General features: G+C 34.4%; 26 protein-coding genes and 2 pseudogenes. 17 read left to right on the top strand and 11 right to left on the bottom strand.

Going from position 1 to position 23,712, the window contains the following annotated elements; translation table 11 throughout:
* Nucleotides 1–8: 8 nt before the first annotated feature.
* The 5 genes from NKOR_RS06340 to NKOR_RS06325 form a co-directional block, all read right to left on the bottom strand.
* Nucleotides 9–515, bottom strand: a complete 507-nt coding sequence (locus tag NKOR_RS06340) for a DNA-3-methyladenine glycosylase (RefSeq protein ID WP_014963538.1) — start codon at nucleotides 513–515, stop codon at nucleotides 9–11.
* Nucleotides 499–1,089 carry a uracil-DNA glycosylase gene (locus NKOR_RS06335; protein WP_014963537.1) on the bottom strand — a complete coding sequence of 197 codons (591 nt, stop codon included), beginning with the start codon at nucleotides 1,087–1,089 and terminating at the stop codon, nucleotides 499–501. The genes NKOR_RS06340 and NKOR_RS06335 overlap by 17 nt, the downstream gene beginning before the upstream one ends.
* Nucleotides 1,090–2,511, bottom strand: coding sequence for a TldD/PmbA family protein (locus NKOR_RS06330; protein ID WP_014963536.1), 1,422 nt, complete (start codon nucleotides 2,509–2,511; stop codon nucleotides 1,090–1,092). It lies immediately after the preceding gene.
* A gap of 40 nt (nucleotides 2,512–2,551) precedes the next feature.
* Nucleotides 2,552–2,689, bottom strand: coding sequence for a hypothetical protein (locus NKOR_RS10055; protein ID WP_016939271.1), 138 nt, complete (start codon nucleotides 2,687–2,689; stop codon nucleotides 2,552–2,554).
* Between the two features lie 68 nt (nucleotides 2,690–2,757).
* Nucleotides 2,758–4,650 carry a sensor histidine kinase gene (locus NKOR_RS06325; RefSeq protein WP_014963535.1) on the bottom strand — a complete coding sequence of 631 codons (1,893 nt, stop codon included), beginning with the start codon at nucleotides 4,648–4,650 and terminating at the stop codon, nucleotides 2,758–2,760.
* Between the two features lie 61 nt (nucleotides 4,651–4,711).
* Between NKOR_RS06325 and NKOR_RS06320 the strand changes: the two genes are divergently transcribed.
* From NKOR_RS06320 to NKOR_RS06310, 3 genes and pseudogenes are all read left to right on the top strand, one after another.
* Nucleotides 4,712–5,065, top strand: a complete 354-nt coding sequence (locus tag NKOR_RS06320) for an Hpt domain-containing protein (protein WP_014963534.1) — start codon at nucleotides 4,712–4,714, stop codon at nucleotides 5,063–5,065.
* Between the two features lie 37 nt (nucleotides 5,066–5,102).
* Nucleotides 5,103–5,471 (top strand): response regulator, encoded by a 369-nt coding sequence (locus NKOR_RS06315; protein ID WP_014963533.1) that lies wholly within the window; start codon nucleotides 5,103–5,105, stop codon nucleotides 5,469–5,471.
* A gap of 30 nt (nucleotides 5,472–5,501) precedes the next feature.
* Nucleotides 5,502–7,320: pseudogene (locus tag NKOR_RS06310) on the top strand (ATPase, T2SS/T4P/T4SS family).
* Here the strand turns inward: NKOR_RS06310 and NKOR_RS06305 are convergent.
* On the bottom strand, nucleotides 7,307–7,771 hold the full coding sequence (locus tag NKOR_RS06305) for a metal-dependent transcriptional regulator (protein ID WP_014963532.1): 465 nt from the start codon (nucleotides 7,769–7,771) through the stop codon (nucleotides 7,307–7,309). The pseudogene NKOR_RS06310 and the gene NKOR_RS06305 overlap by 14 nt on opposite strands.
* A 135-nt stretch (nucleotides 7,772–7,906) precedes the next feature.
* Between NKOR_RS06305 and NKOR_RS06300 the strand changes: the two genes are divergently transcribed.
* Nucleotides 7,907–8,263, top strand: a complete 357-nt coding sequence (locus tag NKOR_RS06300) for a hypothetical protein (RefSeq protein WP_014963531.1) — start codon at nucleotides 7,907–7,909, stop codon at nucleotides 8,261–8,263.
* Nucleotides 8,264–8,271: 8 nt separating this feature from the next.
* Here the strand turns inward: NKOR_RS06300 and NKOR_RS06295 are convergent, their stop codons facing one another.
* Nucleotides 8,272–9,015 carry a hypothetical protein gene (locus NKOR_RS06295; RefSeq protein ID WP_014963530.1) on the bottom strand — a complete coding sequence of 248 codons (744 nt, stop codon included), beginning with the start codon at nucleotides 9,013–9,015 and terminating at the stop codon, nucleotides 8,272–8,274.
* Between the two features lie 85 nt (nucleotides 9,016–9,100).
* Between NKOR_RS06295 and NKOR_RS06290 the strand changes: the two genes are divergently transcribed.
* From NKOR_RS06290 to NKOR_RS06255, 8 genes and pseudogenes are all read left to right on the top strand, one after another.
* Entirely contained in the window at nucleotides 9,101–9,592 is a 492-nt protein-coding gene (locus tag NKOR_RS06290; RefSeq protein ID WP_014963529.1) for a DUF192 domain-containing protein, read from the top strand.
* A 40-nt stretch (nucleotides 9,593–9,632) separates the two neighbouring features.
* On the top strand, nucleotides 9,633–10,268 hold the full coding sequence (locus NKOR_RS06285; RefSeq protein ID WP_232202935.1) for a hypothetical protein: 636 nt from the start codon (nucleotides 9,633–9,635) through the stop codon (nucleotides 10,266–10,268).
* Nucleotides 10,269–10,303: 35 nt separating this feature from the next.
* A pseudogene (locus NKOR_RS10660) lies at nucleotides 10,304–11,078 on the top strand (sulfite exporter TauE/SafE family protein).
* A gap of 138 nt (nucleotides 11,079–11,216) precedes the next feature.
* A complete protein-coding gene (locus NKOR_RS06275; RefSeq protein ID WP_014963525.1) occupies nucleotides 11,217–12,359 on the top strand; it encodes a tyrosine-type recombinase/integrase in 1,143 nt (380 codons plus the stop codon).
* 130 nt (nucleotides 12,360–12,489) lie between these two features.
* Nucleotides 12,490–12,888, top strand: a complete 399-nt coding sequence (locus NKOR_RS06270; RefSeq protein ID WP_148679359.1) for a hypothetical protein — start codon at nucleotides 12,490–12,492, stop codon at nucleotides 12,886–12,888.
* Nucleotides 12,889–13,033: 145 nt separating this feature from the next.
* Nucleotides 13,034–13,669, top strand: a complete 636-nt coding sequence (locus tag NKOR_RS06265; protein ID WP_014963523.1) for an ABC-three component system protein — start codon at nucleotides 13,034–13,036, stop codon at nucleotides 13,667–13,669.
* The gene (locus tag NKOR_RS06260; protein ID WP_014963522.1) at nucleotides 13,653–14,141 is read left to right on the top strand and encodes a three component ABC system middle component; all 489 of its coding nucleotides are present in this window, start codon (nucleotides 13,653–13,655) and stop codon (nucleotides 14,139–14,141) included. Before NKOR_RS06265 ends, NKOR_RS06260 begins: the two co-directional genes overlap by 17 nt.
* Entirely contained in the window at nucleotides 14,141–16,072 is a 1,932-nt protein-coding gene (locus NKOR_RS06255; protein ID WP_014963521.1) for a DUF3732 domain-containing protein, read from the top strand. The genes NKOR_RS06260 and NKOR_RS06255 overlap by 1 nt, the downstream gene beginning before the upstream one ends.
* A 103-nt stretch (nucleotides 16,073–16,175) precedes the next feature.
* Here the strand turns inward: NKOR_RS06255 and NKOR_RS06250 are convergent, their stop codons facing one another.
* Both NKOR_RS06250 and NKOR_RS06245 read right to left on the bottom strand, forming a co-directional pair.
* Complete coding sequence (locus tag NKOR_RS06250; RefSeq protein ID WP_014963520.1) at nucleotides 16,176–16,418, bottom strand: hypothetical protein; 243 nt, start codon at nucleotides 16,416–16,418, stop codon at nucleotides 16,176–16,178.
* Between the two features lie 657 nt (nucleotides 16,419–17,075).
* Nucleotides 17,076–17,450 (bottom strand): hypothetical protein, encoded by a 375-nt coding sequence (locus NKOR_RS06245; RefSeq protein ID WP_026089973.1) that lies wholly within the window; start codon nucleotides 17,448–17,450, stop codon nucleotides 17,076–17,078.
* Nucleotides 17,451–17,825: 375 nt separating this feature from the next.
* Between NKOR_RS06245 and NKOR_RS06240 the strand changes: the two genes are divergently transcribed.
* Nucleotides 17,826–19,172, top strand: a complete 1,347-nt coding sequence (locus NKOR_RS06240) for a multicopper oxidase domain-containing protein (protein WP_016939265.1) — start codon at nucleotides 17,826–17,828, stop codon at nucleotides 19,170–19,172.
* Here the strand turns inward: NKOR_RS06240 and NKOR_RS06235 are convergent, their stop codons facing one another.
* Nucleotides 19,173–19,706, bottom strand: a complete 534-nt coding sequence (locus tag NKOR_RS06235; RefSeq protein ID WP_014963517.1) for a hypothetical protein — start codon at nucleotides 19,704–19,706, stop codon at nucleotides 19,173–19,175.
* Nucleotides 19,707–20,117: 411 nt separating this feature from the next.
* Nucleotides 20,118–20,339, bottom strand: a complete 222-nt coding sequence (locus NKOR_RS06230; RefSeq protein WP_016939264.1) for a hypothetical protein — start codon at nucleotides 20,337–20,339, stop codon at nucleotides 20,118–20,120.
* A 302-nt stretch (nucleotides 20,340–20,641) separates the two neighbouring features.
* Between NKOR_RS06230 and NKOR_RS06225 the strand changes: the two genes are divergently transcribed.
* The 4 genes from NKOR_RS06225 (at nucleotide 20,642) to NKOR_RS06210 (ending at nucleotide 23,670) form a co-directional block, all read left to right on the top strand.
* Nucleotides 20,642–21,976, top strand: coding sequence for a multicopper oxidase domain-containing protein (locus NKOR_RS06225; protein WP_014963516.1), 1,335 nt, complete (start codon nucleotides 20,642–20,644; stop codon nucleotides 21,974–21,976).
* A 62-nt stretch (nucleotides 21,977–22,038) separates the two neighbouring features.
* Nucleotides 22,039–22,266, top strand: coding sequence for a hypothetical protein (locus tag NKOR_RS06220; RefSeq protein WP_014963515.1), 228 nt, complete (start codon nucleotides 22,039–22,041; stop codon nucleotides 22,264–22,266).
* 3 nt (nucleotides 22,267–22,269) lie between these two features.
* The gene (locus NKOR_RS06215) at nucleotides 22,270–22,812 is read left to right on the top strand and encodes a hemerythrin domain-containing protein (protein ID WP_014963514.1); all 543 of its coding nucleotides are present in this window, start codon (nucleotides 22,270–22,272) and stop codon (nucleotides 22,810–22,812) included.
* Between the two features lie 57 nt (nucleotides 22,813–22,869).
* A complete protein-coding gene (locus NKOR_RS06210) occupies nucleotides 22,870–23,670 on the top strand; it encodes a helix-turn-helix transcriptional regulator (RefSeq protein ID WP_014963513.1) in 801 nt (266 codons plus the stop codon).
* Nucleotides 23,671–23,712 lie beyond the last annotated feature (42 nt).

The raw sequence follows: 23,712 nt of genomic DNA, 5'->3' as shown, positions 1-23,712 counted from the left end.
TTTAATTCCTATTCTGGGGGATGAAACAATTTTTTTGGTTTTATGCCTTCTGTGATGTACAGTTTTGAATTTTTTGTCAAATCTACACCATAGTGCTCCTTTGTAATTCCTAATGCTTGGGTTAGTTTTGCAGGTCCATTTGTGAGATTTTTCATGTCTGTTTTATTTCTGTTTTTTAGCATCTCTTTTTTTCCTTTTTCTGGCTCAATTGCTCTAATCAAAACTGCCCCTGCACCAACTCGTGGATTTTTAGCTACTACATTAAAGCAATAATACATTCCATATGTGAAATAGACATACGCCATTCCCACTTCACCAAACATTACTTTGTTTCTGTCAGTAATTTTACTAAATGCGTGACTTGCAGGATCATCTTTGTGTCTATAAGCTTCTGTTTCTGTAATTATTCCTGAAATTTCGGTTCTTCCTATTTTTCTGATAATTTTTTTACCTAAAAGATTTTTTGCAACAATAACTGTATCTTGAAGATAAAATCTTCTAGGAAGTGTATTCAATATCTACAGGAATCTCTTTGTTGTTTTTTAATTCTCTGATTAAATCAAAGAGCCTTGCAATGTCATTTTTTAATGTGGAAATTAATTCTTGATTGTATATTGTTGCTGCAGGATGAATTGTCAAAAAATACAATTGGTTGTCTTTTCTAACTAGTTTTCCTCTGAATTTTGTAATCTCTGAACCTCCTAAAATTGAATTAAATGCTGTATTTCCCAATATGCAGATAATTTTTGGTTTTATTATGAAAATCTCTTTTTTTAGATATTCTCTGCAAGTGTCTCTTTCTTTTGTATTTGGCACTCTGTTGTTTGGCGGCCTGCATTTTACAACATTTGTGATGTATACTTTTTCTCTGGAAACCCCTGCTTCCTCAAGTGCTGCTGAGAGTTTTTTTCCTGCTGTTCCTACAAATGGCTCTCCATTTTTGTCCTCATTTCTCCCTGGTGCTTCTCCTACAAAGATAACATCTGACTGAAAATTCCCTTTACCTGGAACAGAATTTGTTCTGGTTTTGCACAAATCACATTTTGTGCATTCTATTACATTCTGCCTTATCTTTTCTAACTGGTTCATCTAGTTCACGCTCTTTACTGTTGCAGTTCCTCTAATTGATGGTCCTCCATTGCCCATAATCATTGATTGCATTGGGTCACCTTTACCGCAATTTGTAATCGGCCTTATCGTAAAGTCGTTACCACATGCATCAATTGATTGGAAAAATTCTGGGGCAATTCCCATCACGATTACATCCCTAAGCAAGTCTGTTACTTCTCCATTCTCAATTTTTTGTGCATATTGACATGATATACTCCAATTGTATCTCTTCATGTCTATTGATGGAATTTTCATATTTGAAATTAGATATCCGTTTTTTACTTCTTTTATCATTTCATCTACTTTCCAATCTCCATTTCCAACACATGTACATGCCATTCGAATTAATGGCATGAATCGATAGTTTGTTGCTCTCATGTTTCCTGTAGGAGCAACATTGAAAATTTGTCCTGTTTCCCTGTTTTGCATGTGGTTCTTCAAAACTCCTTCTTCAACTAGTGTTGTCTTTTTTGTCTCAACACCTTCATCATCAAAATTATACCATCCTAAACTTTCTTCGATGGTAGGATCATCAAAAACATTTAATTTTTCAGAACCAATTTTTTCTCCAATCATACCTTTCCACCATGCTCCCCCTGCCCATGCCATCTCTTTTCCCAAAACTCTGTCTGCCTCAGATGGGTGACCTAAAATCTCATGTGTGAGTAATGATACAAAGTCAGGATTCATGACAACTGTTGCTTTTTCCTCTTTTGCAGGCTTTGCTGATAACAATTCAGATGCTTTTTTGGCAATTTTCTGTGCACTGTTTTGAGCTTTATCTTTGTTGATGATTTGTTCCATTCCTCCCCTTCCTCCTTCTGTAATGTTTACTGATTGGGTTATTCCATATTCGTGTGCAGTCGCAATCATGTCAATTACTACATCTGAAAAACTCTGTAAAATTTTTGAACCTTCACTGTTTACAAAATATTTTGAATTATTTGTGTACCATGGATTTATCACTGACTTGATAATTTTTGGTGTATCTGAAATAATCTTATCACACATTGTACCTATTTTGATCAATTCATCCAAGTTTGGTTTTTGTAGTACTTTGTAGTCTATCTTTTTCTTTATGCTGGGGTTTGGGTAAAGAGAAAATTGCTCTTTTCTGTTTTTTGCATAATGAACTGAATTTTTGACGGCTTCATCTATTGCTTTTTTAATTTGCTCTTTTGATTTCGGATTTGTAATTGAGCTAAAACTCCATGTCCCATCTTTGATTAATCTTATTCCTATCCCTGAATCATTAATTGTTCTGACATATTCTGTTTCTCCATTTTCAATTAACACTGATTCTCTTTCTTGTTCTTCAGATCTTACATCGCAATATTGTGCCCCTGAATCACTTGCATATTTTATAGCATAATCTGTTAACTCTTCTAGTTGAGTGTCCATACGCTATGAAACTTTATGGTATTCCTAAGTCTTCTGGTCTCTAACTGCTGGAAATTGCAGGCATGGTGAAATAATATTCGTCTTCAAACTCATAGTCTGTCTTTCCAACTTTTCGTAAGAATTCAAAGTATTGCGTACAGTTTTTGTAAAACTCCTTGTTTTTTTCGTACCTGTCCATGTTGTGTTTTGTTAAATTAACATTTTTTGAACAGAGTGAGCGATTTTAGTTCTCGGAGCTTGTTTTCTTTAAGCAGTTCCTATGGGATTTCGAGAACTTTTGCTCTTTTCTCCTTTTGGCAACGTAAATGAAAATACTGCCCCTTGATTTGGACTGCTTTGTACTGTAATTTGGCCTTCATGATTGTCTATTATTCCCTTACAAATTGCCAGACCTAAACCACTTCCGCCCATCTCTCTTGTAAGAGTAGCATCTACTTGATAGAATTTTTTGAATAGATCTGCTTGTTTGTCAATTGGAATTCCAATTCCGTTATCTTTGACTAGAACTTTGATTTCAGTTGGAGACTCTTCCATTGAAACATGTATTTTACCTGTATCTGGTTTCACTGCTGTTAAACTATTTTTTACCAAGTTGGTAATGACTTGTTTTATTCTTTCAGGATCATGATTTATTTCTAAATCTCTAGTGTTTAAAGTCAATTCAATGTTGTTTCTTTGAGCTTCTGGCAATAACGCATTTACTGCACTACATATTGTTTCATTGATGTTTCTGTTTTCTTTTTTCATTCTTAATTGGCCTAATTCTAGTTTCTGTGCATCTAGCAAATCTGATATGATTGCTAACAATGTTGCAGAACTATCTTTGATGATTTTGATTCTTTCTTTTTGTTTATCCGTTAATTTTCCTAAATGCTCACTAAGTAGGATGTCTGAATATCCTTGAATTGGAACAAGAGGTGTCTTTAATTCATGTGTGATCATTGCAAGAAATTCATCTTTTGCAATATCTGTTTGTTTTGCCTCTTCATCTTTTGCTTTGATGGTATCTGACATTATGTTAAAGTTGGAAACTAATTCTCCTACTTCGTCAGAACCTGAATATTCAATTTTCTCACCGTATACTCCTTCTTTTACTTTGGAAATTGCACGTGTGATTGAGTTTAATGGCGATAGTGATTGTTTGATTATTAACACAACAGCTATGAAGATTAGAATATTTGCAGCTAATAGTATTTCAACAACTACTTCATTTGATGATTTTTCAGAAGCTAATTTTGCATTCCAGGCATTGATTACGCTATTGACTTTTTCAAATAAAACTTCTTTTTGTTCCATCATTTCATTTTTTGCAACATTGAACTCTGGTGATAAAAGTGCCCTCTCTTCTAGAACTTGTATTCTAATCTGAATGGATTCCCATAATGGTTCTAATTGTCTTAGTGTGTCTGAGTTGGCTCTGGGAATTGGATCCAAATCCTCGTGTTCTGCTCCTACACTTTGAACATCTAGTTCCTGCGTGGAAATTCCTAACAGCTTTCTGAGTCCTATTTCAAATCCAACTCTTTTTTCTTTTAGAGATTCTTGTGAACTGCCTTCTTCTCCAATTGATATCAACAAAGTCTGTTGACTTATACCTCTAGCACATTCTGCCAATTCTTCAGCAATCTGCTTGTGTCTGTTGTAATCTCTATCTAATTCATTCAAGTCTCTGACTAATTGATCTGTAAGTAAGACAAGATCTTGATTTTTTTCTAATACGTAATTAGCTGCATTCGTAGCTTCCTCGTCAAATACTGGTGTGTCTTTTACATTCTCTACCTTGAATCTATATTCTTCCCATTCTGTTAAAACTTGATTTAATTGTGTAAAAATTTCTGAGGTAGGAGCTTTTGCAATTTCTGTTCCTTCAATACTTCCGCCGTTTCTGACACTTTCTAGTATCTGTTCTACATTGTCGATTTCTTCTTCTAACCCTTCCATGTTTTCCATGTTTCCATTTGCAATCAACTCTGCAAATCCTGAAATAGATTCTGCCTTGACTTTGATATCTGCCACTCTGATAATGGAGTTTGATTCGTTTTGTACTCCTGAACCTTCTTGATATAATAAAAATAAATTAAACGCAGCTACGGCAACCAACACCGAAATCAAAAGATATGTCTTGGTAACTATTTTCATATGAGAAAACCTATGGCATAGAGTATAAAAGTAATGACAGGTTTTACCTATCACTATTACAATGTCTGATGAATTTGTTCAACTGGCAACCAAAGAAATCAATGAAGAAATTTTGGGCATGAAAAATATTTTAAATTCTTGTTCTGATGATGCTGAAGTTTTTCAAAATTCTGATAAATTTCAAAAACACACTCACAAAATTAAGGGGTTGGCCCCAATGATGGGAAAAAATGCTTTAGGAAATTTAGCTGCTGTTCTTGATGACATTTTAAAACAAATTATGGCAGGAAAAACCCCTTCTGGAATGTTTGATGTTATGAATAATTTAGTTGAAGATTTGGCCCAAAATATGAACAACGATTCCGATTTAGACTCTGTCATACAAAAAACAAAAAATCTTCTAAATAATCTTTAATTCAATATCTTTTATATCTGATAGTTTGTTGCTAATCATGGCCAAAATTATGATTGCCGATGATTCAGATGCAATCCGTTTAGTTTTAAAAGATATTTTGTTGATTGGTGATCACGAAGTAATTGTTGAGGCAGTTAATGGTGAGGAAGCAGTTTCTTTATACAAACAACATAATCCTGAAATCCTTTTGCTTGATTTAGCAATGCCAAAAAAAGATGGTTTGGGAGTTGTAAAAGATGTTATTGCATATGATCCTGATGCAAAAATTGTCTTGATCACTGCAAGTGATGATCAAAAAATTATCGCTCAATGTCTGAACTCTGGTGCAACTTCGTATATTTCAAAACCTTTTGATTTTACCAGTGTGTTAAAATCAATTAGTGATATTTCAGGAAACGATAATTAGGGCACACTCCATTTATAATTTGTAAAAACTTTGTCAAAAATTGTCGCTGATACTAGTGTTGTAATTAATGGCCAATTACTGTCTCAAATAGAAAAAGGAACTGTTAGAAATTCTCAAATTATAATTCCTCAGGCAGTTTTAGATGAACTGCAATCTCAAGCATCAAATAAAAAAGAACAGGGATTTGTAGGATTGGAGAAAATCCGTAAACTAAAAGAATTGTCTGGTAGTTATGGATTGGAAATAATTTTGCAGGGCTCCCACCTTTCTACTGATGAAATTAAACTTGCAGGAAGTGGAAGAATTGATGCAATAATTACTGATATGGCAAAGCAAAATGATGCTGTTCTTTACACCTCTGATAATGTACAACATCTGGTCGCTCAAGCTGAAGGTGTTCAAACTGTATTTCTAAAGGCAGAAGTCCAAAAAGAGACTCTGGAATTTTTGAAGTTTTTTTGATGCTGATACGATGAGTGTTCATCTCAAAGAAAACCAATACCCTCTTGCCAAAAAAGGAAAACCTGGTGCCTTTTTACTTACAAGAATCAGTGATGATGTTCTTTCAAGAGACTATTTGGAGATGATCTCCTCGCAAATATTGGATGTTGCAAACGCCATTGATTCTAGTACTATTGAAATATCTAAGACTGGTGCATCTGTAGTTCAACATGATGATTATAGAATTGCAATTACACATTCTCCATTCTCTGAATCATTTGAAATAACAATCGTGCACCCAATAATCAAACTGTCTCTTGAAGATTACAAAATTTCTGAAAAACTGATGGAGCGCCTATCTGATAGAGCAGAGGGAATTTTAATTTCAGGTGCTCCGGGTTCTGGGAAAAGTACCTTGGCATCAGGTCTTGCAAATTTTTATCACAACAAAGGAAAAATTGTAAAAACATTCGAGTCTCCACGTGATTTGCAAGTTGAACCTGGTATTACCCAATACAGCAAACTTGATGGGAGTTTTGATAATACTGCAGATATTTTACTTCTTGTCCGTCCTGATTATACTGTATTTGATGAGGTAAGGAGACGTGAAGACTTTAGAACATTTGCCGATTTGAGATTGACTGGTGTCGGGATGGTGGGTGTCGTTCATGCAAACTCTCCTTTGGATGCAATTCAAAGATTCATTGGAAAAATCGAGCTTGGAATAATTCCAAATGTTTTGGATACTGTAGTCTTTGTCAAAGACGGGCAAATCGAAAAAGTCTATGATTTGGAATTAAAGGTAAAGGTTCCTTCCGGCATGACTGAATCCGACCTTGCTAGGCCTGTAATTGAAATTAGAAACTTTGATGATAATACACTAGAGCATGAAATCTACACCTTTGGAGAAGAAAATGTGATCGTACCTGTTGGGAAAAAGACCAAAGTTGGAATAGAAAAACTAGCTGAGGACAAAATCCGTGAAACCTTTAGAAAATATGATCCTCATGCTCAAGTTGAAATTCTTTCTGATAACAAGGTAAAGGTGCTAGTTGATGAACAATACATTCCATCCATTATTGGAAGAGGTGGCTCCAACATTAATGAAATTGAAAAATACCTTCAAGTTCACATTGATGTTGTTAAAAAAAACTCTGAGCATTTTAATTTAGACTCTGGTGATCTTCCCTTCACTTTTTCCGAATCAAAAACCTCTTTGATTCTAACTGTAAGTAAAGAGTACACTGCAATGCATGCAGACATTTACGTTGGTGATGAATATATTACATCTACTCGAATCGGTAAAAAAGGGCAAATCAAAATCCCAAAACGCTCTGATGTTGCAAGAAACTTGATGAAACTTGCATCATCACAAAATGACATTCAATTGTTTCTCAAAGATTTTTAAAATTTTCAATAATTTTTGGATTTGCTTTTAGAAATGTGATGAATTTTCTTAACTGTTTGATTGTCTTTGGATTCAAATGATGTTCTATACCTTCTGTGTCTTGATTTGCAGTATCATACCCGATACCTAAAATCTCAAAAAACTCTAACAATATCCCATGTTTCTGTTTAATTCCCTCAGCTATGTGTGTTCCTTTATCTGTAAGATTGATCCCATGATATTTTTCATATTCTAGATATCCGCCCTCATCCAGTCTTTGCAGCATTTTGGTTACACTTGGAGCACTGACATTCATGTATCTTGAAATATCTAAAGTAGTTGCATATCCCTTTAATTCCACCAATTCTAAAATAATCTCCAAATAATCCTCCATCCTTGTACTGGAGCGAGTTTTTTCTGACTTGTGTGCAGCTTTAATGGAATCCAGTCTCTTTGAGTTTTTGGGTTTCATGTGTTCTTTGGATCTAAATTTAATCTACTATAATTGGGTGTCTTTTTGCAGAATTTTGGTTACTCTTTGTTGACTCAGAAGTAACCGTTGTTGATCTTTGAATCTTAACTATTTTTTCCTTGATTGTATTTCGGAATGGTAGACCCTCTAAAGGAACGACTAGATAAACTCCGAAAAGTATCTGAATCTGCAAAACGAAGAGCAAGTTTGTACTCTGATGTTGCAAAAATAGATGATAAACATACTGCACGTTCATTGGGTGCTCTCCAAAAAGCTCCTGCCCCTGGAAAAAAACTCCAAAAAATTGGGTTTTTGATGTTATGGGTACCTGAACCAACAGGTGTTACTTGTGCTATTGGAGGTCCTATGATAGTTGCAGGTAGGTATCTTGAGAAGAAATACAACAGTGCTACAATTCACGATATTGGTCATCAAACAAAAAACACGTTTTCATCAATTAGTGATTTTAAAACATCTGTGATGAATCACTAGATTATAATTTAGATAAAAATATCCTTTCCTGAATTAATTGATGGTTTTTCTGGAACATCAAATATTCTAAATGAATCTAAATATTTCAAATGTTTTGAAATTGATTTTTCATCCAATGTGATTAGTATTCTATCCCCCTGTTGAATTTCATATTGGGATATGTCTGATAGAAATCTATCTCCGTTTAGATAAACTTGAACTGACTTTTTTCCTTCTGCACAAAATTCACTAGTACTTTCAGAAAAACCATATTCTACAAAAATACAGTCTTGTGTTACTTTCAATCCTATCGATACAAAGAGCATCTCTAATGGTACTCCAGTTGCATGTTTGTGAATCAAATATGGATTATGATCCTCAAAGTGTATGTACTTACTTGACAGCTGAAACTGCGGCAAGCCAAAATTTAGTTGCTCCTCATCTACTACAACAAGTATTGCAGCATGGGTGTGATCACTTCCATATTTTCCAATGTTGTATTGGTCTGCCAATACTTGCTCTGAACTCATGTTTAGTGTGTTCTGAACAATCTGTGAGTCTATCTCGCTTTGATTGATAAAGTAATATGAAAAGAATCCTGATGATACAATGACAAAAGCAATTATTCCTATAACCAGACTTTTGCTTCTTGGTTTTGGTGGTATCTCTTGAGGAATGTTTGGTTCTTGATATGTTGGATTACTTTCTTCGTAACGTCCGGGTAGACTGTAATCTGAATCTATATCCTTTGGAAGTATTTTATCTTCAGGCAATCACTACCATTTGCTTTTGTTTGTATAAATGTCCTAAATTCTAAAGATAATTAACGTATTTTAAAAGGAGTCTGCAAATCATACTGTGGCTACTAGGGCTCAGGCACTTATTCCAATCTCAATTGCCGCAGTTATCATTGGCGCTGTAGGGCTGATGTCTGTTCCCAGCGAAAGTAAGCTAGAATCAGTTGAATTTCCTCGAGGAACAATCATGGTTGATGATATCCCACTTGAGGTACAGATTGCAGATACTGAACCACGAAGAGTTCGCGGACTGATGTTCCAGGATCAATTACCTTATGATCAAGGAATGATTTTTGTCTTTGATGAACCTGGACTTTATTCTCTGTGGATGCTTAACATGCAGTTTCCACTTGACATGATCTGGTTTGATGTAAATGGTAAAGCTGTTCATATCGAACAAAACATTCCTCCATGCAAAGCTGCACTAGAAATTGCTACGTGCCAAAGTGTGGTGCCCGAACACGATGCACTTTATGTCCTTGAAGTAACTGCTGGATTCGTTGAACAAAACAACATTACAAAAGATTCCACTTTGACTATAATATCGATTTAGAATTGCAAAACCTTATCTTTGAATGCCAGAGTTGTTGATTGTGAATAAACTCATTGTGATTCCTATTGTTCTTGTAATTGCAGTTGTTATCTCTTATGCTGTGCTGACTATGGACGAATCTCCTAAACCTCTCACAACACCCATCTATGACTCTGGATTCACTTATTATGATATTGAAAAAATTCAGACGTCTCTAAAAGAAAATGGTATATTTGTCTCGTCTCCTACTGCAGTAACTGATCACACAATTAGTCAATATTGCACATTCTTTGAAAATGGGCTGCCTAAAAATGTAGAATACTGTACAACCACTGCTGTTTTAGATTCGGATGGAAATACACTTGGAAACATCAACATAGGTGGAAGTACTGACTCTCCTATTTTGGCAATAGCTAACCTTGAAACTGGTACTTTGGAATCGGACAAAGAAAAAACATTTGTAATATTTGAAACAGTAATTCGTACACTTGTCTGTGACTGCTGGGAGGAAGAAGATGCTATTGGCTTTGAATCCATTCCTGAATGGGTGGATGCTGTACACACATTCTATTATGATTCTGATAAACGTAATATCAAATCAAAAATTGATAACCTGGCAGATACTGAAATCCTCTTAGAAATTACATCAAAAGATAATTCTGTGTTACAGACATTAATAATTTTAAAACACGTCTAATTATATACAACAAAATTCTTTGATTGGCAAATACGATGATTGATCAATTATGGCTAATTCTTTTGGGATTTGCAGCAGGAGTGTTGGGGTCTATGATTGGATTGGGTGGAGGAATAATTGTAGTTCCTGTTTTAACATTTTTAGGATTTCCGCCAATTGCTGCTGCAAGCAATAGTCTCTTTGCTGCTCTAAGTAATGCTGTTGCATCCACTGTTTCATATTCTAGGCAAAGACGAATAGAATATTCCTTGGGGTTAAAACTTGGGCTGTTGTCAGTTCCTGGAACTGTTCTTGGGGCAATTATTTCAAGTGATGTTGCTCCTGACATTTTTAAAATTTTATTTGGTTTTGTATTGATTGCATCAGCTGCATACATCTTCTTGCGAAAAAAAAATTGAAACAAAAGAAAAAAAAGTCTCTGCACAAATGATGGTTTTTGCAATAGGTGCCAGCTTTTTTGCAGGAATAATCTCTTCTTTCTTTGGAATAGGTGGTGGTATTGTGTTTGTTCCATTGATGGTTGTCGGCATGGGAATGGCCATGAAGAAAGCTGCTCCAACTTCGCAGATGATCTTGTTGTTTGCTTCATTATCTGGAGTAATCGTTCACAGTCTTTTGGGGCATCCTGATTTTCTTCAAGCAGGATTTTTGGCAATTGGCTCTTTTATTGGAGGATTGGTTGGTGCAAGATTGTCTATTGATGTTAAGGAGAGATATCTGCAGATTCTAGTATCTGTGGTTATTTTGATTGCAGCCGGAAAACTATTCTTTGATTCTTTAACCGGTGAGTCTGTTTTGTTGGGATTTTAGGCTCAAAAATTATTTTGTGTTTTTATACAAATTTTGTAATGTATGTTGTTCATCAGGTCTTATGATCTGAGGGCGGGGGAGACTAGTCGGCTCTCCTGTATTTTACTTACTAAAATAGCCCCAAGTTCTATAGAATGTATGAAATTAGATATTTCTGATGTAAAATCGTCTGCTTTTCAGAATTTTTTAGATTATATCAGAAATGAAAAAACTCGCAAAAAATACACAAATGATCTACAAAAGTTTCTTGATTTAATTCCAGACAAGATTTTTGAAGAAAAAAAGATTGACACTACTGACAAAACAGAAGCCTTTGTTGCTCTTGTTAGAGACGATGTAAAGATAGGCAAATCAATTATCAATGCATATGTTAGAGAATTAAAAAAGAAAGTAGATTCTAAAGAGATTTCTCCTGCAAGAGTTTTGAATTTAATCAAACCAATCAAGGCATTGTTTGCTGCAAACGATATTGACTTTTCATGGAAGATGATAGGAAAATCCATTCCAAAACCCGGCAAGTCAAAAGACATGGCATACTCTAGAGAACAACTTCAAATGTTAATGGCAAATGCCACAAACCTTGTTGATAAAATCATGATAACGCTTTCTTCTTCAGCAGGATTTAGAATTGAGGCATGGGACTATTTCACGTGGGAAGATGTCTTGTTCTTTTACAATGATGATAATTCATTGAAAGGCGGTGCTCTGAGAGTTTATCATGGTGATAATGAAGAGTACTGGACTCACTTTACACCAGAAGCTGGAAAGTATCTGCAACTGTACAAAGAATATTGGAAATCTAGATTCATGAGATATCCTAAAGACTCTGAACCTCTTGTTATTTCAGTTAGGATTCATGATCCTAAACGAATAGGCAAAAGAGGTATGGAATCAAGAATGAACACACTTGCTAAAAAGGCTGGATTGAGACCTCCGTTAGAACCCGGTAAGAAACGCCACAAGGTTATGCTAGCACATGGTCTTCGAAAATATTTTAACACCATGATGAGACGTGCCAAGGTAAATTTTTTGGATAAAGAGGATATGATGGGTCATAAAGTAGGCTTGGAATCTCACTATGAGCGATATCAGGAAGATGATTTTGAGAGATTTTCTGAATATCAAAAGGCAATTCCATTGTTGACTATATCTGATGATGAAAGAATGCGTGTTGAAAACGAGAAATTAAAATCAGAAAAAACTGAACTTGAACAAATCAAAGAAGATAATGAGAAAATTTTGAACTGGATTGCAAGACAAGAAAATAAAAATCAAAAATAAAAATTGTATTTAAAATTCTCTTAAGGAGAATTTTCGAATTGGTTAAAGTCTCTACATAAAACACTAAGATTGAGATGCAATCAAGTTAAAGTACTTGCAATTATTTTATGAATATGATAGCATGCAAACAATGAAAAAAATTGACGCAAGTGATTCCTTTGTAGGGTATGTTTACGAGGCATATTTTGCATTGTCTTTATTGTTGAAAAGTAACGAAAATACTGAAATTGCTTTGGAAAAATTTGATGATGTGTCCCTCATAAAAGATGAACAAATTATTGTTGGGATAGAAACCAAACACCACAAGGATGACAAAGGGAAATTGACCAATTCCAGTACAGATTTTTGGAACACCTTGGGAAATTGGAGTGAAGCATATTTTGAAAAAAAACTGAGACCACAAGACACAATGTTGATGATAATCACTACGCAAAAAATTTCTGATTCTTCAGTCTTAACTAACTTACGTCCTGAAAACAGAGACACTGCATCAGTTTTAAAAAAATTAATGAAATCGCGAAAAAAATAGATGTTTCTCATGAAAAGCATTATGATAAATTTAACAAGCTAGATGATTATCAAAAATTTAGTCTATTAGATAACATCTACATCATAGACACATACCCAAAAATTAATGAAATAAAAAAGCAATTATTTCAAGTCTTGATTATAGTGTGATTCCTAACCGAATTAATGATTTGTATGATGAATTACTTGGTTGGTGGTGGGGAGAAGTTTTGCTTAGATTGACGGGGCAAATATCTAGAAATATATCTAAAAATGAAGTTAGAGAAAAAATTTTAGACATATCTAGAAAATACACTAATGATAATTTACCAATTTATTTTGACGAATCAGCCATATCTGATAAAGATTTGCCTAATGATGACAGAACTTTTGTAAAACAATTAGATTGGATTTCTGTAGGCGATAACACGAAAAGACATTGCAAGAGTGACTTCTACCTTGCTAGTGAGCATAGATCAAAGTGGATTAGAAATGAATTGATATTCTTTGATGAATTAAAAAAATTTGATAATTTATTGAGAACAGAATGGGAACGAAGATTTGACGAGATGGAAGAATCTTTAGATAATAATTCCCATGACAATACCAAAAAATCTCGGGGTAGAGAATTACTTCAATGGGCAAACTATGGAACTGATGCATTGTGTATAAGACCATTATGTAAATCTCCTTTTGTTAGACGTGGCACTTTTCAGATACTGTCGGATAAAGAAGAAATAGGATGGCATCCAGATTACAAAACTAAAATTTCGAAAATGGATAAAAATGAATCAAACGAATGAATCACGAGAGATTTTCAATCTCTTTAATCCTGCGTTCTGTGCAGAAATTTTGCGCAGATGTGTCAAAAAATATACAAAATATTCCACCAGACCCATGCCTTTTCCACTCTTATTCCTAATACTTCCGTTAGTTTTGCATAAAGAAACTAGGGAAAAAATTGAATATGGTTCACGTCAAAATTTCTCAAATTGGTTAAATATGAATTCAGAAATTTTGATACATTTTCATAAAATTGCAAAAGATTTGGTTCCTGTAACAAAAAATTCATTTTGGTTTTTGTTAGAACAAAATCAAATTTCATTAGATAATAACGCGTCAATAACTGTCTTGAATTATCAAATTAACGACACCATAGATGATGTACATGATGAAAAAACTGAATGTTTTAAAAAAGCTGAAACTATAGGACGCTGGTTTGCAAAAACGAGAAAAATTGAATCAATTTATTCATCATTGGGAGTAAAACCATAATGCAAATAAAAGAAATTGTTCTATATGGAAAAAATGGAAAAATTAGAAAAGTAGAATTTCATTTAGGGGCAACAAACATCATCACTGGAGATTCGACAACTGGAAAATCATCTTTAGTAGATATACTTGAATATTGTTTTGGAAGCGACACATGTACAATTCCTGCAGGCCCAATTAGAGAAACTGTTGATTGGTATGGAGTACTGCTTCAAATGAAAAATGAAAGAATTTTCATTGCTCGTAAAAATCCCAATCCTGGAAAAAATTCATCTACAAAAGCATATTTTGAAAAAAATGCAAAATTAACATCTCCTTCTAAAACCCCTCATGAAAATATCACAACAGATGTAGTTCGCAACAAACTAACTTCAGAGATAGGTATTCCCTCTGAACTAAAACTTTCTATCTCAAAAAATATGAATGTCCCAATTTCTGTAAATTTTAACCATAGTTCATTATTTTGTTTTCAATATCAGTCAGAAATAGCTTCAAAGAAAATTTTATTCCATAGACAAGATGAAGAATGGATTCCTAAAACATTATCCGTGGTAACCCCATATTTTCTTGGAGCAATTCCAGACAATCTAATGATGTTGGAATTTGAATTAATGAAAATTAGAAGAGAGTTGTTTAGATTAGAACAAGAGGAAAAAGAATATGCGTCAATTCGTGGAGAAGGCATATCAAAAACTATTGGATTAATTGCAGAGGCCAAAGAATATGGGCTTATTCCTTCAAATACCCAATTAGGAGACATAAAACACAATCAAAAAATTCTTGAAAAAGCAGCTAAATCTCAAATTGAGTCGTTAGATTTACCTAAAGATAGCCGACTGTTTGAATTACAAGAAAAGATCAAAAAAACAGATAAGGAATTATCTTATCTAGATGAAAAAATTAGTGACCTAAAAAAAGCTCATGAGGAGATTGCATCATATGCTACAGAAATGGAATTTCAAAAACAACGCTTAGATACTTTAGGACTTTTTGACATATTGAAACATGATTCTACTGTGTGTCCATTATGTGAAAGTGAACTAAAAACAAAAATTTCTCAAGTTAATTCAATCAACAATTCAATTCAAGATTTAGCAAAATCTCTTGAAGGGACACAAAAAGAAAAACCCCATATTCAAAAATATCTGAATTCATTAGAAGATAAACGTGAAAAAATAATTTTTGACAGAAATCAATTGCTCACACAAATTAATTCAATTTTAAAGTACCATCAAAAAGAACAGGATTTAAGAAATATTCAAATGATGAAATCTGAAATTATTGGAAAAATCAAATTCTGGTTAGAAAATGTGGATGCATCAGATGAGAATTTAGGATTAAAAAACACCATAAAAACAAAAACAAAAATTGAGGAAATTGAGAAGATTCTTGATGATAGTCTAATTGAACGTAAAACGAAAAAAGCGCTGAATGAAATTAGCGATCTCATGACAGAGTGGTCACGAGAATTAGAATTAGAACATTCAGAATACCCTATAAAACTTGATTTAAACAAATTGACTCTAATTATAGAAAGAGATGGCAATCCAATTTCATTGAGAAATACGGGAAGTGGGAAAAATTGGATGGGGTATCATATAATTACACATTTAGCTCTACATCAGTTTTTTAGAAAACATTCAAGACCCGTTCCCAGATTCATTATTTTTGATCAACCATCTCAGGTTTATTATCCACAAGACAAATCAGTAAAAACCAAACAACTCAGTAGTGATGATGAAAAATCATTAGCAAGAGTCTTTAATTTGATTTTTAACACTGTAGAGGAATCAAAAGGGCAATTGCAAGTCATCATAACAGAACATGCAGAACCTGCTGATACAAAATTCCAATCATGTATTAGAGAGAGATGGCGAAATGGGGAAAAACTAATTCCTTTAGATTGGATAAGTACTAAATCCGAATTAAAATGAAGATTCGCATCAAATAGAAGAACCTCGTCTTAGAAATTATCTTATTTCCAGAATTTAATTTGGATGGTGCTGCTCAAATCATAACAAATTTGATTTAATTCTCTCATAGAGAATCAGTCATTTGGTTAACTGCTCTATTTATGATCAAATATGTTGAAATTGCAAGGTATGTCCACATGTGGACATTATTCCCAATTTTTTGTCCATTAGTACTTGATGAATGACTGCTCTTGCTCATGTGTCTCCCTGACCTCTTTTCTTGAGTCAGTAGGTACTTCATCACCAATATTGCAACTGGAGGGTTTGATATTTGATAGATGATTACTTTGTCTGCGATGATAGTCACTCAAAAACCATTGAAGTGAAATTTGACACTGGATCCTTGCAAAAAGATGATGTTTGGCATCTGTGTGAACTTTGCAGCAAAAAACCTGAATTTATGAAATTCAGATTGAATACGAGAAGATTAAATGATTTAAAAGATAAACGATGTCTTTCTTAATTGAAATACTTGAAAACTAAAAGCCATTAGTTTTTCGCGTATGCATAACGTCGCACGTCGATGTATTATTTCTGTTTCAATTTAATAAGAAAAAATCTGAATCTATTTTTCAAAAAATGTTTGTCACTATTTTCACAAAACCCCCCTATATTATAGGAAATTTTTGTGAAATGTGAAAAACGTGAATTAACATAGAACACTACCTGATTTTCACGCTTTTTTCACGCTTTTTCACTTTTTTCACTAATTCTCAAAGCCAAACTGTGAAATCATGTTTGGATGTTAAAGACTAGTCCTCTTTTCTCATTTTATCTGATTTTTTATAATTTGAAAATTATTTTTTAATTGGAGCAAGTTTAGTGAGCAAACTACGTGGTTACTGGTTGGCCTTACTCGTAAGACAATATTGTCTTGTAAATCTTTTCTGAAACACAAATCTTCATTTAACAATAAACAGTTAATCTAAACCAACATTAATCAAACTAACATGTTTTTGAATCATCATTTCAAACGTCTGTAAATCTCTTTGAACTCCTTTGATATGTTGAATGCAAGATTCAGTATGTGCGTTAGTTGGTTCATGGATGTCATGCCATTGCCTATCTGTCTTAGGATTGTCAGGGCTTTTTGGGGTGATGTTGTAGATGGCTGTTTTTGATTAGACCATGTCTTAAAAGAGTCCTCTACGTCCAGACAAAAATTCAACACAAATTCCTTCCATTCTGGAGTCTGATTCAATCTGTCTTTTCCCAAGAATACTTCAGATATCGTGCGGAACTCGTTTTGCCTGTCTGCATACAACATTTTGAGTGACTCTTGAATTTTTTCCTCGGTAAATTCTGATGTCTTTAGCATGTACATCCCTTTGATTTCCATGATCTTGATTTGCATATTTTGTAATTAAACCAATCTGAGATTTTCATTTTTTGAAAATGTCCTTGTCAAATTCTTTGAATCTTTTTTTGATATATTCTGTTCTTAGCTCTTACTCGCAATTTTGTGTTGCAACAAGAACAACGTATAAGATCTGTCTGAATAAATCTTGAACATATCGTACACCACTTTAATCCATTTTGATACTTTATTCCTCCCTCAAATCGTTTTATCTTAAAATCAATACAATGTCCCTTACATCTTGGTGCCAAGACAGATTAGAAAAAAACATTGTACATAAGAACAGCGTATTATGTTGTTTGCAAATGTTTGCAAAATAAACCTCCTGATTAAAAGCAATCTGTGATATTGTGTTTCGTGGACAGAACAACGATCATGCTCATCGGCGTTATATCTCTCGGAGTAACATTAGGTGTTTTCTTCTTAGATTCCGAATTGCCTTTGCAATCATTCGCTCAAGACCCCTCTGTCCACAGCTCTCCAATTACAAGAACATTCACTGTGATTGCTGAAGATACAACGTTGGAGATTTCTCCAGGTGTTAGAGTTGAAGCTTGGACATATAACGGAACAATTCCTGGTCCTACGTTACGTGCAACTGAAGGAGACAGGGTGATTATCAATTTTATCAATAACGGAAAACTTCCACATACGATGCATTTTCATGGTGATCATAATGAGAAAAATGATGGAGTGTTTCAAGAAGTTCTTCCTGGTGAGTCTTACACGTATGATTTCATAGCAGAACCTGCAGGGGTTTTCATGTACCATTGTCATGTTATGCCAGTGTCTGAACATGTTAGAAATGGATTGTATGGTGCATTCATTGTAGATCCTAGAGAAGGAGTAGAACCTGCAAGGGAATATGTTCTTGTCAAAGGTGAATACGATTTGGAAGATCAGGAGACATGGACGCCTGATTATGTTTTCTTTAACGGATATGCTGATCAATACTGGACAAATCCATTGCCTGCAAAAACTGGTGAATTAGTCCGATTGTATTATGTAGATATGGGTGCAATCCCTGCATTTGGGTTCCACATTCATGGTACAATATTTGATACTATAGTTTCTGGAATCTGGGAAAATGAACCTATCAAGACACAGACATGGGAGGTCGGTCCTGGAAATGCTGCAATCTTTGAAGCTACATGGAAAGAACCTGGAAGGTATCTCTTCCATTTGCATGGTGTCCCTGAAGAAAAGGGCACTATGGCTTACTTTGATGTAAGAGATGCCTCATCTGATGCAATAGATGGTGTTGATGTTGCAAGAACTAAATCCATTGATATGTGGGATTGGCAAAAACAAGTTTTCACAGAACTGGAATCTCCTGACAAATCTGCAGAAATCACAAAAACTGCTGCAAGTACATCTAGTCATGAAGAACATCTCACATTTGCACAGAATACCGATGAATCCCAGATAGTTGAAACCACTCTTTGTGAAGTAGAAGAAGGTTCTGCGATAAAATCTTCAAACAAGTCATACTATCCTAAATTGACACAGATTCAGAAAGGTGATACTGTCACGTGGACAAACAAGGACATCTCAGTTCATACTGTGACAAGCAATGATGAATTGTTTGATTCTGGCATGATGATGCCTGGTGATGCATTTGAGCAGACATTTGAAAGTGTGGGTTTGTATGAATACTACTGTATGCTTCATCCATGGATGACTGGAACAATCAAGGCTGTTTGATTATTTCTCAAAACTTAATTCCATCATTCTATCTTTTATCTCAAAATCAATTTTTTTCTCAAATGCCTCATTGAAAATTAATTCCAGTACTGTTTTGTGATACAGTGACCAGTTGTATCCCAAGTCATGTTTTATTATGAAACTGTGTTTTGAATTATTTATCGTGTGGTTCAACTCAAAATCAGATATTTTCATTCTCGTGATAAACCATGATACAAATGAGTCTAGATCAAATGAGCCTTTCATGAATGTGGCTATATCTGACACGATACTTTTGCCAATTTGTTTTGCAAGATCAATAGTCTCTTGTTCTGAAAGTTTTTGAAATAATGCAGTTACAATGGGTTTTGCTATTGGCACCATTCCTACTTTAGGCTCAAACATGCCCCAATCTACATATCTTGAAAAGATCTTACTTGCCAATGTATTCAAACTGACCCCTTGAGATTCTGACTCTGCTCGTAATTTACCTAAGATCTGACTGTCTAACCTAAACGACATTGTCTCTGTTTTCTTTTTTTGTTCAGTGCTCAATTGCTTCTTTACAATAATTGTTAGTTAATTATGTATTATGTTTTGAAAAATTGTAGCCAAGTCTGTCAGCTTGTCTTATGACAAAGCAACTGTGTTGTTTACCACTTGTAATATCATTGTGCAATAACTAAGAACATGGAATCATGTCCAAAGTGTTCAAACCTAATTCACACAAGTGACACGAATGTCTCTATCCATGCACGACAGCCTTGGAGAAAGATCCAAGCAAAGTTTTGCAATTCCTGCGACTTTGTGGAGCTGTTTCATAACTAATGAAAATTCTCAAAAAATGTATTCATTGTGGACGAGAGTTTGTCAGCTTGTTTGAAAAAATATGTTCAAGTAAATGTGGAAAGGAAATCTCCTAAACCCATTTACTCCATTTTTTTAAAAATCAGATAATTGGAATGTTCATATTCTAGGCACTATTTTTTCTGTTGTTCTGCTTCGTGCACCTGTTCTGAGCCTGTAATTGCAACATGGGCACCTAATCCCATCGTATTCTAGCCATTGGTTGCGTGTTTGACATCTCTTCTGTCCTAACTCGTATCTTCTACCCTTCAGAGGTCTTTTTACTTGATACTTTTTACATTCTCCAACACATGATGGAAATGGACCTGAATTTCTAGACAATCAATTCCTCCTAATTTGCATTATTTTTTTTCTCAAAGAATTTTGTCTCATCTAGCGTTACATGTAAGCTATACAGCTGACGAAGATTAATCCTTTCTTTTGGTATATTCTGAATATGCGAGAACGCTATCCCCATAGACACGAAAACAAGTGTGACTTTTTTCACACTGTTCTCGCAGTTTTTTCTAAAGGAGGAATACAATGAAATCTCAAGCTAAGCAAAATCCTCCAAGACACAAAAAAGCATTCTGGGCATTTTATGCTATTGCAGGAATTTCAATAGTTGTACTGTCGGTGATATTATGATCAAGCCAAGTACTCTGTATGTTATTGTAGGGGTGATTATAGGGGTCGGTATTGCATCTGCATTACTGATTCAATCTCCTGAATTACAAACTACTATTGCAGACTCGTCTAATATCTATCCAAAATTTGAGAATCCAAATCCTCAGACATTACATTATACACTAATTGCCCAAGATGCAGAAATTGAAGTAGCTGGTGGTGAACGTGCAACAGTTTGGACATATAATGGAACAGTTCCAGCTCCTACTCTTAGATTTAGCGAAGGGGATGATGTTACTGTCAAGTTTGTTAATGATACTCCATATGCACATACTATTCATTTCCATGGAACTCATGACTCTGTAAATGATGGTGTGTTTCCAATGATAATGCCTGGAGAAGAATACACGTATCACTTTATCGCAGAAGAGGCAGGTCTTTTCATGTATCATTGTCATGCATTTCCCACAACTGAACATGTTCGAATGGGGATGTTTGGTACAATGATAATTGATCCTGCAATACGACCAATGGAGCCTGCAAGAGAGTACTTTTTCACTTTAAGTGAGTTTGATCCTACTGACACTCTAGCGTATTTTACAAAATACTATCCAATTAACGGGTATGCTGGTCAATACATGGAACACCCAATCAAAGTTGTAGCTGGAGATCTGACACGATTTTATGTAGTTGGTATTGGTGGCGTGTTGCAATCCCCTTTTCATATACACAGTACAATAATGCAGGTCTACCCATCAGGAATTTTATGGAATGAACCATATTTTGCACAGACACATTTGATTGGAAATGGTGATACTGCAATTATTGAAGCTACTTGGGACACTCCTGGTAGATACTTGTTCCATGTTCACGGTATTCAGGAAGAACGTGGCTCTATGGCAATTATTGAAGTGCTTGAGGATGCATCCTCATTAACTGATATTCAAACTCCAAGTAACAACAAAGGAAGCTATTCCATGATAGAATGGCAAGAAGAATTGATAAAATCATTAGAACAACCAAAGATAATCTCATATGAGAATTTAGGTCAGGTTCAGGTCAGCCATACTGAAAAAGTCCAAACTGATAAAGTTTCAATTGTAAAAGGCTCTTGGAATCCAGATGTTGTGGAATCTTATGATCCAATTTCCATCGAGGTAAAATCTGGAACAACAGTAACTTGGACAAACGATGATTCTGTTGTACATACTGTGACTGATAATGAAAAATCATTTGATTCAGAATTTATTCAAGCGGGCAAAACTTGGAGTCATACATTTGAAAATCCTGGCATCATTGATTATATCTGTACATTACATCCATGGATGAAAGGTACTGTAAATGTTACATGACACCAGCATTATTCAACATGGAAAATGTAATGTGGTTTTAAATATAATTTAGAGAGTGATTAATGTCATTGAAAAAAGAAGATCTTGAATCTAAACTTAAAGAAAGTGGTATTTCATCTGATGATTTAACTCAGATTTTAAATTATTATGATGATGCAGAAAAATATCGTAATCTTAAAGAAAAAATGAATGAAATAGAAGCCGATTCTTATCTTCTTGACAGGCTTGAAGCATGTGATACTTCTGGAGCTGCAGAAATTCTTAGGAATTTTTTGTCCTCAAAGGAGTAGAAAATGAGTGCAACGAATACTCTGAGAGAAGACCATGTACATGTACGAAGATTGGAGAAAATTATTTTCAAGTGTGTGGGTGAACTTAACAAAGGAGAAGAAATTCCATTTTCTGATTTGACAAAAATTACAATTGTCATCTCTGAATTTATTGACACAATTCATCATTCTAGGGAAGAAGACTCTTACTTTCCTTGCGTTTCAAGTCATGGTTCTCTCAAAGATGAGATCCACAAATTCCTTGTAGAACATGAGCTTGGAAGAAATGTTGCAAGAAAACTTTCACATCACCTCAAAAGATGGAAGAATGGCGAGGATGCCAGGGAAAATGTCATACGCTATCTCAAAACATATGCTGTGTTCCTTAATGACCACTTGAACAAGGAAAACAAGTTTTTTGATGATGCCGAATCCAGTGTTCTTACTCCTCAGGAAGAATCTGATATGTATGATGAATATCGTTCAATATTTGCAGTAGTCAAGAAAGTCGATGATATGGTTGCAGAGATTGATTTTTTGGAGTCACGTCCATGGAATACTGCCTGATTATTTTACCTGAACCTATTTCTACTGATTTTTAAGTGAACTATATGGCAAGTAATTATGGAAGATCTTATTGACAAAACGGCTGATTATGTTTTGGAGCTTGCAAGTCCTCAGAGACTAAACATATTGTTCATGTTACTTAGTAGGAATTTGACCCCGACTACATGTGCAAAAGAACTTCAGGCAACACGACAGGAAGTTCATAGGAATTTCTCACGACTTGAAAAAAATGGATTGATTAAAAAAACATCAGGGGGAACATTTGAACTGACAACATTTGGTAAAATCATATGCTCTCAAGTTCCTTCTTTGGTATTTTTGATGCAGAATCTGCAATATTTTGAAAAGCATAGCTTTGGAGACGTTCCCCACAAATTCAATATGCGTTGCGGACAGCTTGCATTGAACAAGCATATCAAAGGAGTTTCTAAAGTACTTGAACAATGGAAGAGCATTTACAAAAATTCTGAAAAATACATCTATGAGGTAGTTTCAGAGGTGCCTCTTGATTTAATAGAACCTTTAGTCAAACAGGTAAAGAAAGGAGTCCAATTCCACTATATCTATGCAGAAAATACTGTTATTCCAAAAGGCAGAAAGGCATTGCTGAAGAAATTAGGGTTTGACAAATTGATTGAAAAAGGATTTGTTGAAAGAAAAATGGTAAAAGATGTACATACTGTGCTTGTCCTAAATGAAAAGGAGGCATGCATAATGTTTCCTACAAATGATAACGAATCAGATATTTCTGAAATGTTTTATTCGAATGATCAAATGTTTCATGAATGGTGCCTTGATTACTTTAGATATTGTTGGTACGGCTCTGACGTCTTCAAAGAAAGTAAACTCAAAGAATAAATCATTTGGAATTTCTGATGGTTTTACCATATAGATGATTAA

Origin of the sequence: Candidatus Nitrosopumilus koreensis AR1 (assembly GCF_000299365.1) — an archaeon.
Taxonomy (GTDB): Archaea; Thermoproteota; Nitrososphaeria; order Nitrososphaerales; family Nitrosopumilaceae; genus Nitrosopumilus; species Nitrosopumilus koreensis.
This window is presented reverse-complemented; position numbering and strand designations above follow the sequence as displayed.

Bases quoted from the DNA above. Each gene is read 5' to 3' on its own strand.
- NKOR_RS06300 (WP_014963531.1), top strand. From the start codon at position 7,907: ATGGTAGACCCTCTAAAGGAACGACTAGATAAACTCCGAAAAGTATCT.
- NKOR_RS06305 (WP_014963532.1), bottom strand. From the start codon at position 7,771: ATGAAACCCAAAAACTCAAAGAGACTGGATTCCATTAAAGCTGCACAC.
- NKOR_RS06315 (WP_014963533.1), top strand. From the start codon at position 5,103: ATGGCCAAAATTATGATTGCCGATGATTCAGATGCAATCCGTTTAGTT.
- NKOR_RS10055 (WP_016939271.1), bottom strand. From the start codon at position 2,689: ATGGACAGGTACGAAAAAAACAAGGAGTTTTACAAAAACTGTACGCAA.
- NKOR_RS06245 (WP_026089973.1), bottom strand. From the start codon at position 17,450: ATGGAAATCAAAGGGATGTACATGCTAAAGACATCAGAATTTACCGAG.
- NKOR_RS06260 (WP_014963522.1), top strand. From the start codon at position 13,653: ATGAATCAAACGAATGAATCACGAGAGATTTTCAATCTCTTTAATCCT.
- NKOR_RS06225 (WP_014963516.1), top strand. From the start codon at position 20,642: ATGATCAAGCCAAGTACTCTGTATGTTATTGTAGGGGTGATTATAGGG.
- NKOR_RS06220 (WP_014963515.1), top strand. From the start codon at position 22,039: ATGTCATTGAAAAAAGAAGATCTTGAATCTAAACTTAAAGAAAGTGGT.
- NKOR_RS06210 (WP_014963513.1), top strand. From the start codon at position 22,870: ATGGAAGATCTTATTGACAAAACGGCTGATTATGTTTTGGAGCTTGCA.
- NKOR_RS06270 (WP_148679359.1), top strand. From the start codon at position 12,490: ATGAAAAAAATTGACGCAAGTGATTCCTTTGTAGGGTATGTTTACGAG.
- NKOR_RS06325 (WP_014963535.1), bottom strand. From the start codon at position 4,650: ATGAAAATAGTTACCAAGACATATCTTTTGATTTCGGTGTTGGTTGCC.
- NKOR_RS06320 (WP_014963534.1), top strand. From the start codon at position 4,712: ATGTCTGATGAATTTGTTCAACTGGCAACCAAAGAAATCAATGAAGAA.
- NKOR_RS06335 (WP_014963537.1), bottom strand. From the start codon at position 1,089: ATGAACCAGTTAGAAAAGATAAGGCAGAATGTAATAGAATGCACAAAA.
- NKOR_RS06215 (WP_014963514.1), top strand. From the start codon at position 22,270: ATGAGTGCAACGAATACTCTGAGAGAAGACCATGTACATGTACGAAGA.
- NKOR_RS06330 (WP_014963536.1), bottom strand. From the start codon at position 2,511: ATGGACACTCAACTAGAAGAGTTAACAGATTATGCTATAAAATATGCA.
- NKOR_RS06255 (WP_014963521.1), top strand. From the start codon at position 14,141: ATGCAAATAAAAGAAATTGTTCTATATGGAAAAAATGGAAAAATTAGA.
- NKOR_RS06275 (WP_014963525.1), top strand. From the start codon at position 11,217: ATGAAATTAGATATTTCTGATGTAAAATCGTCTGCTTTTCAGAATTTT.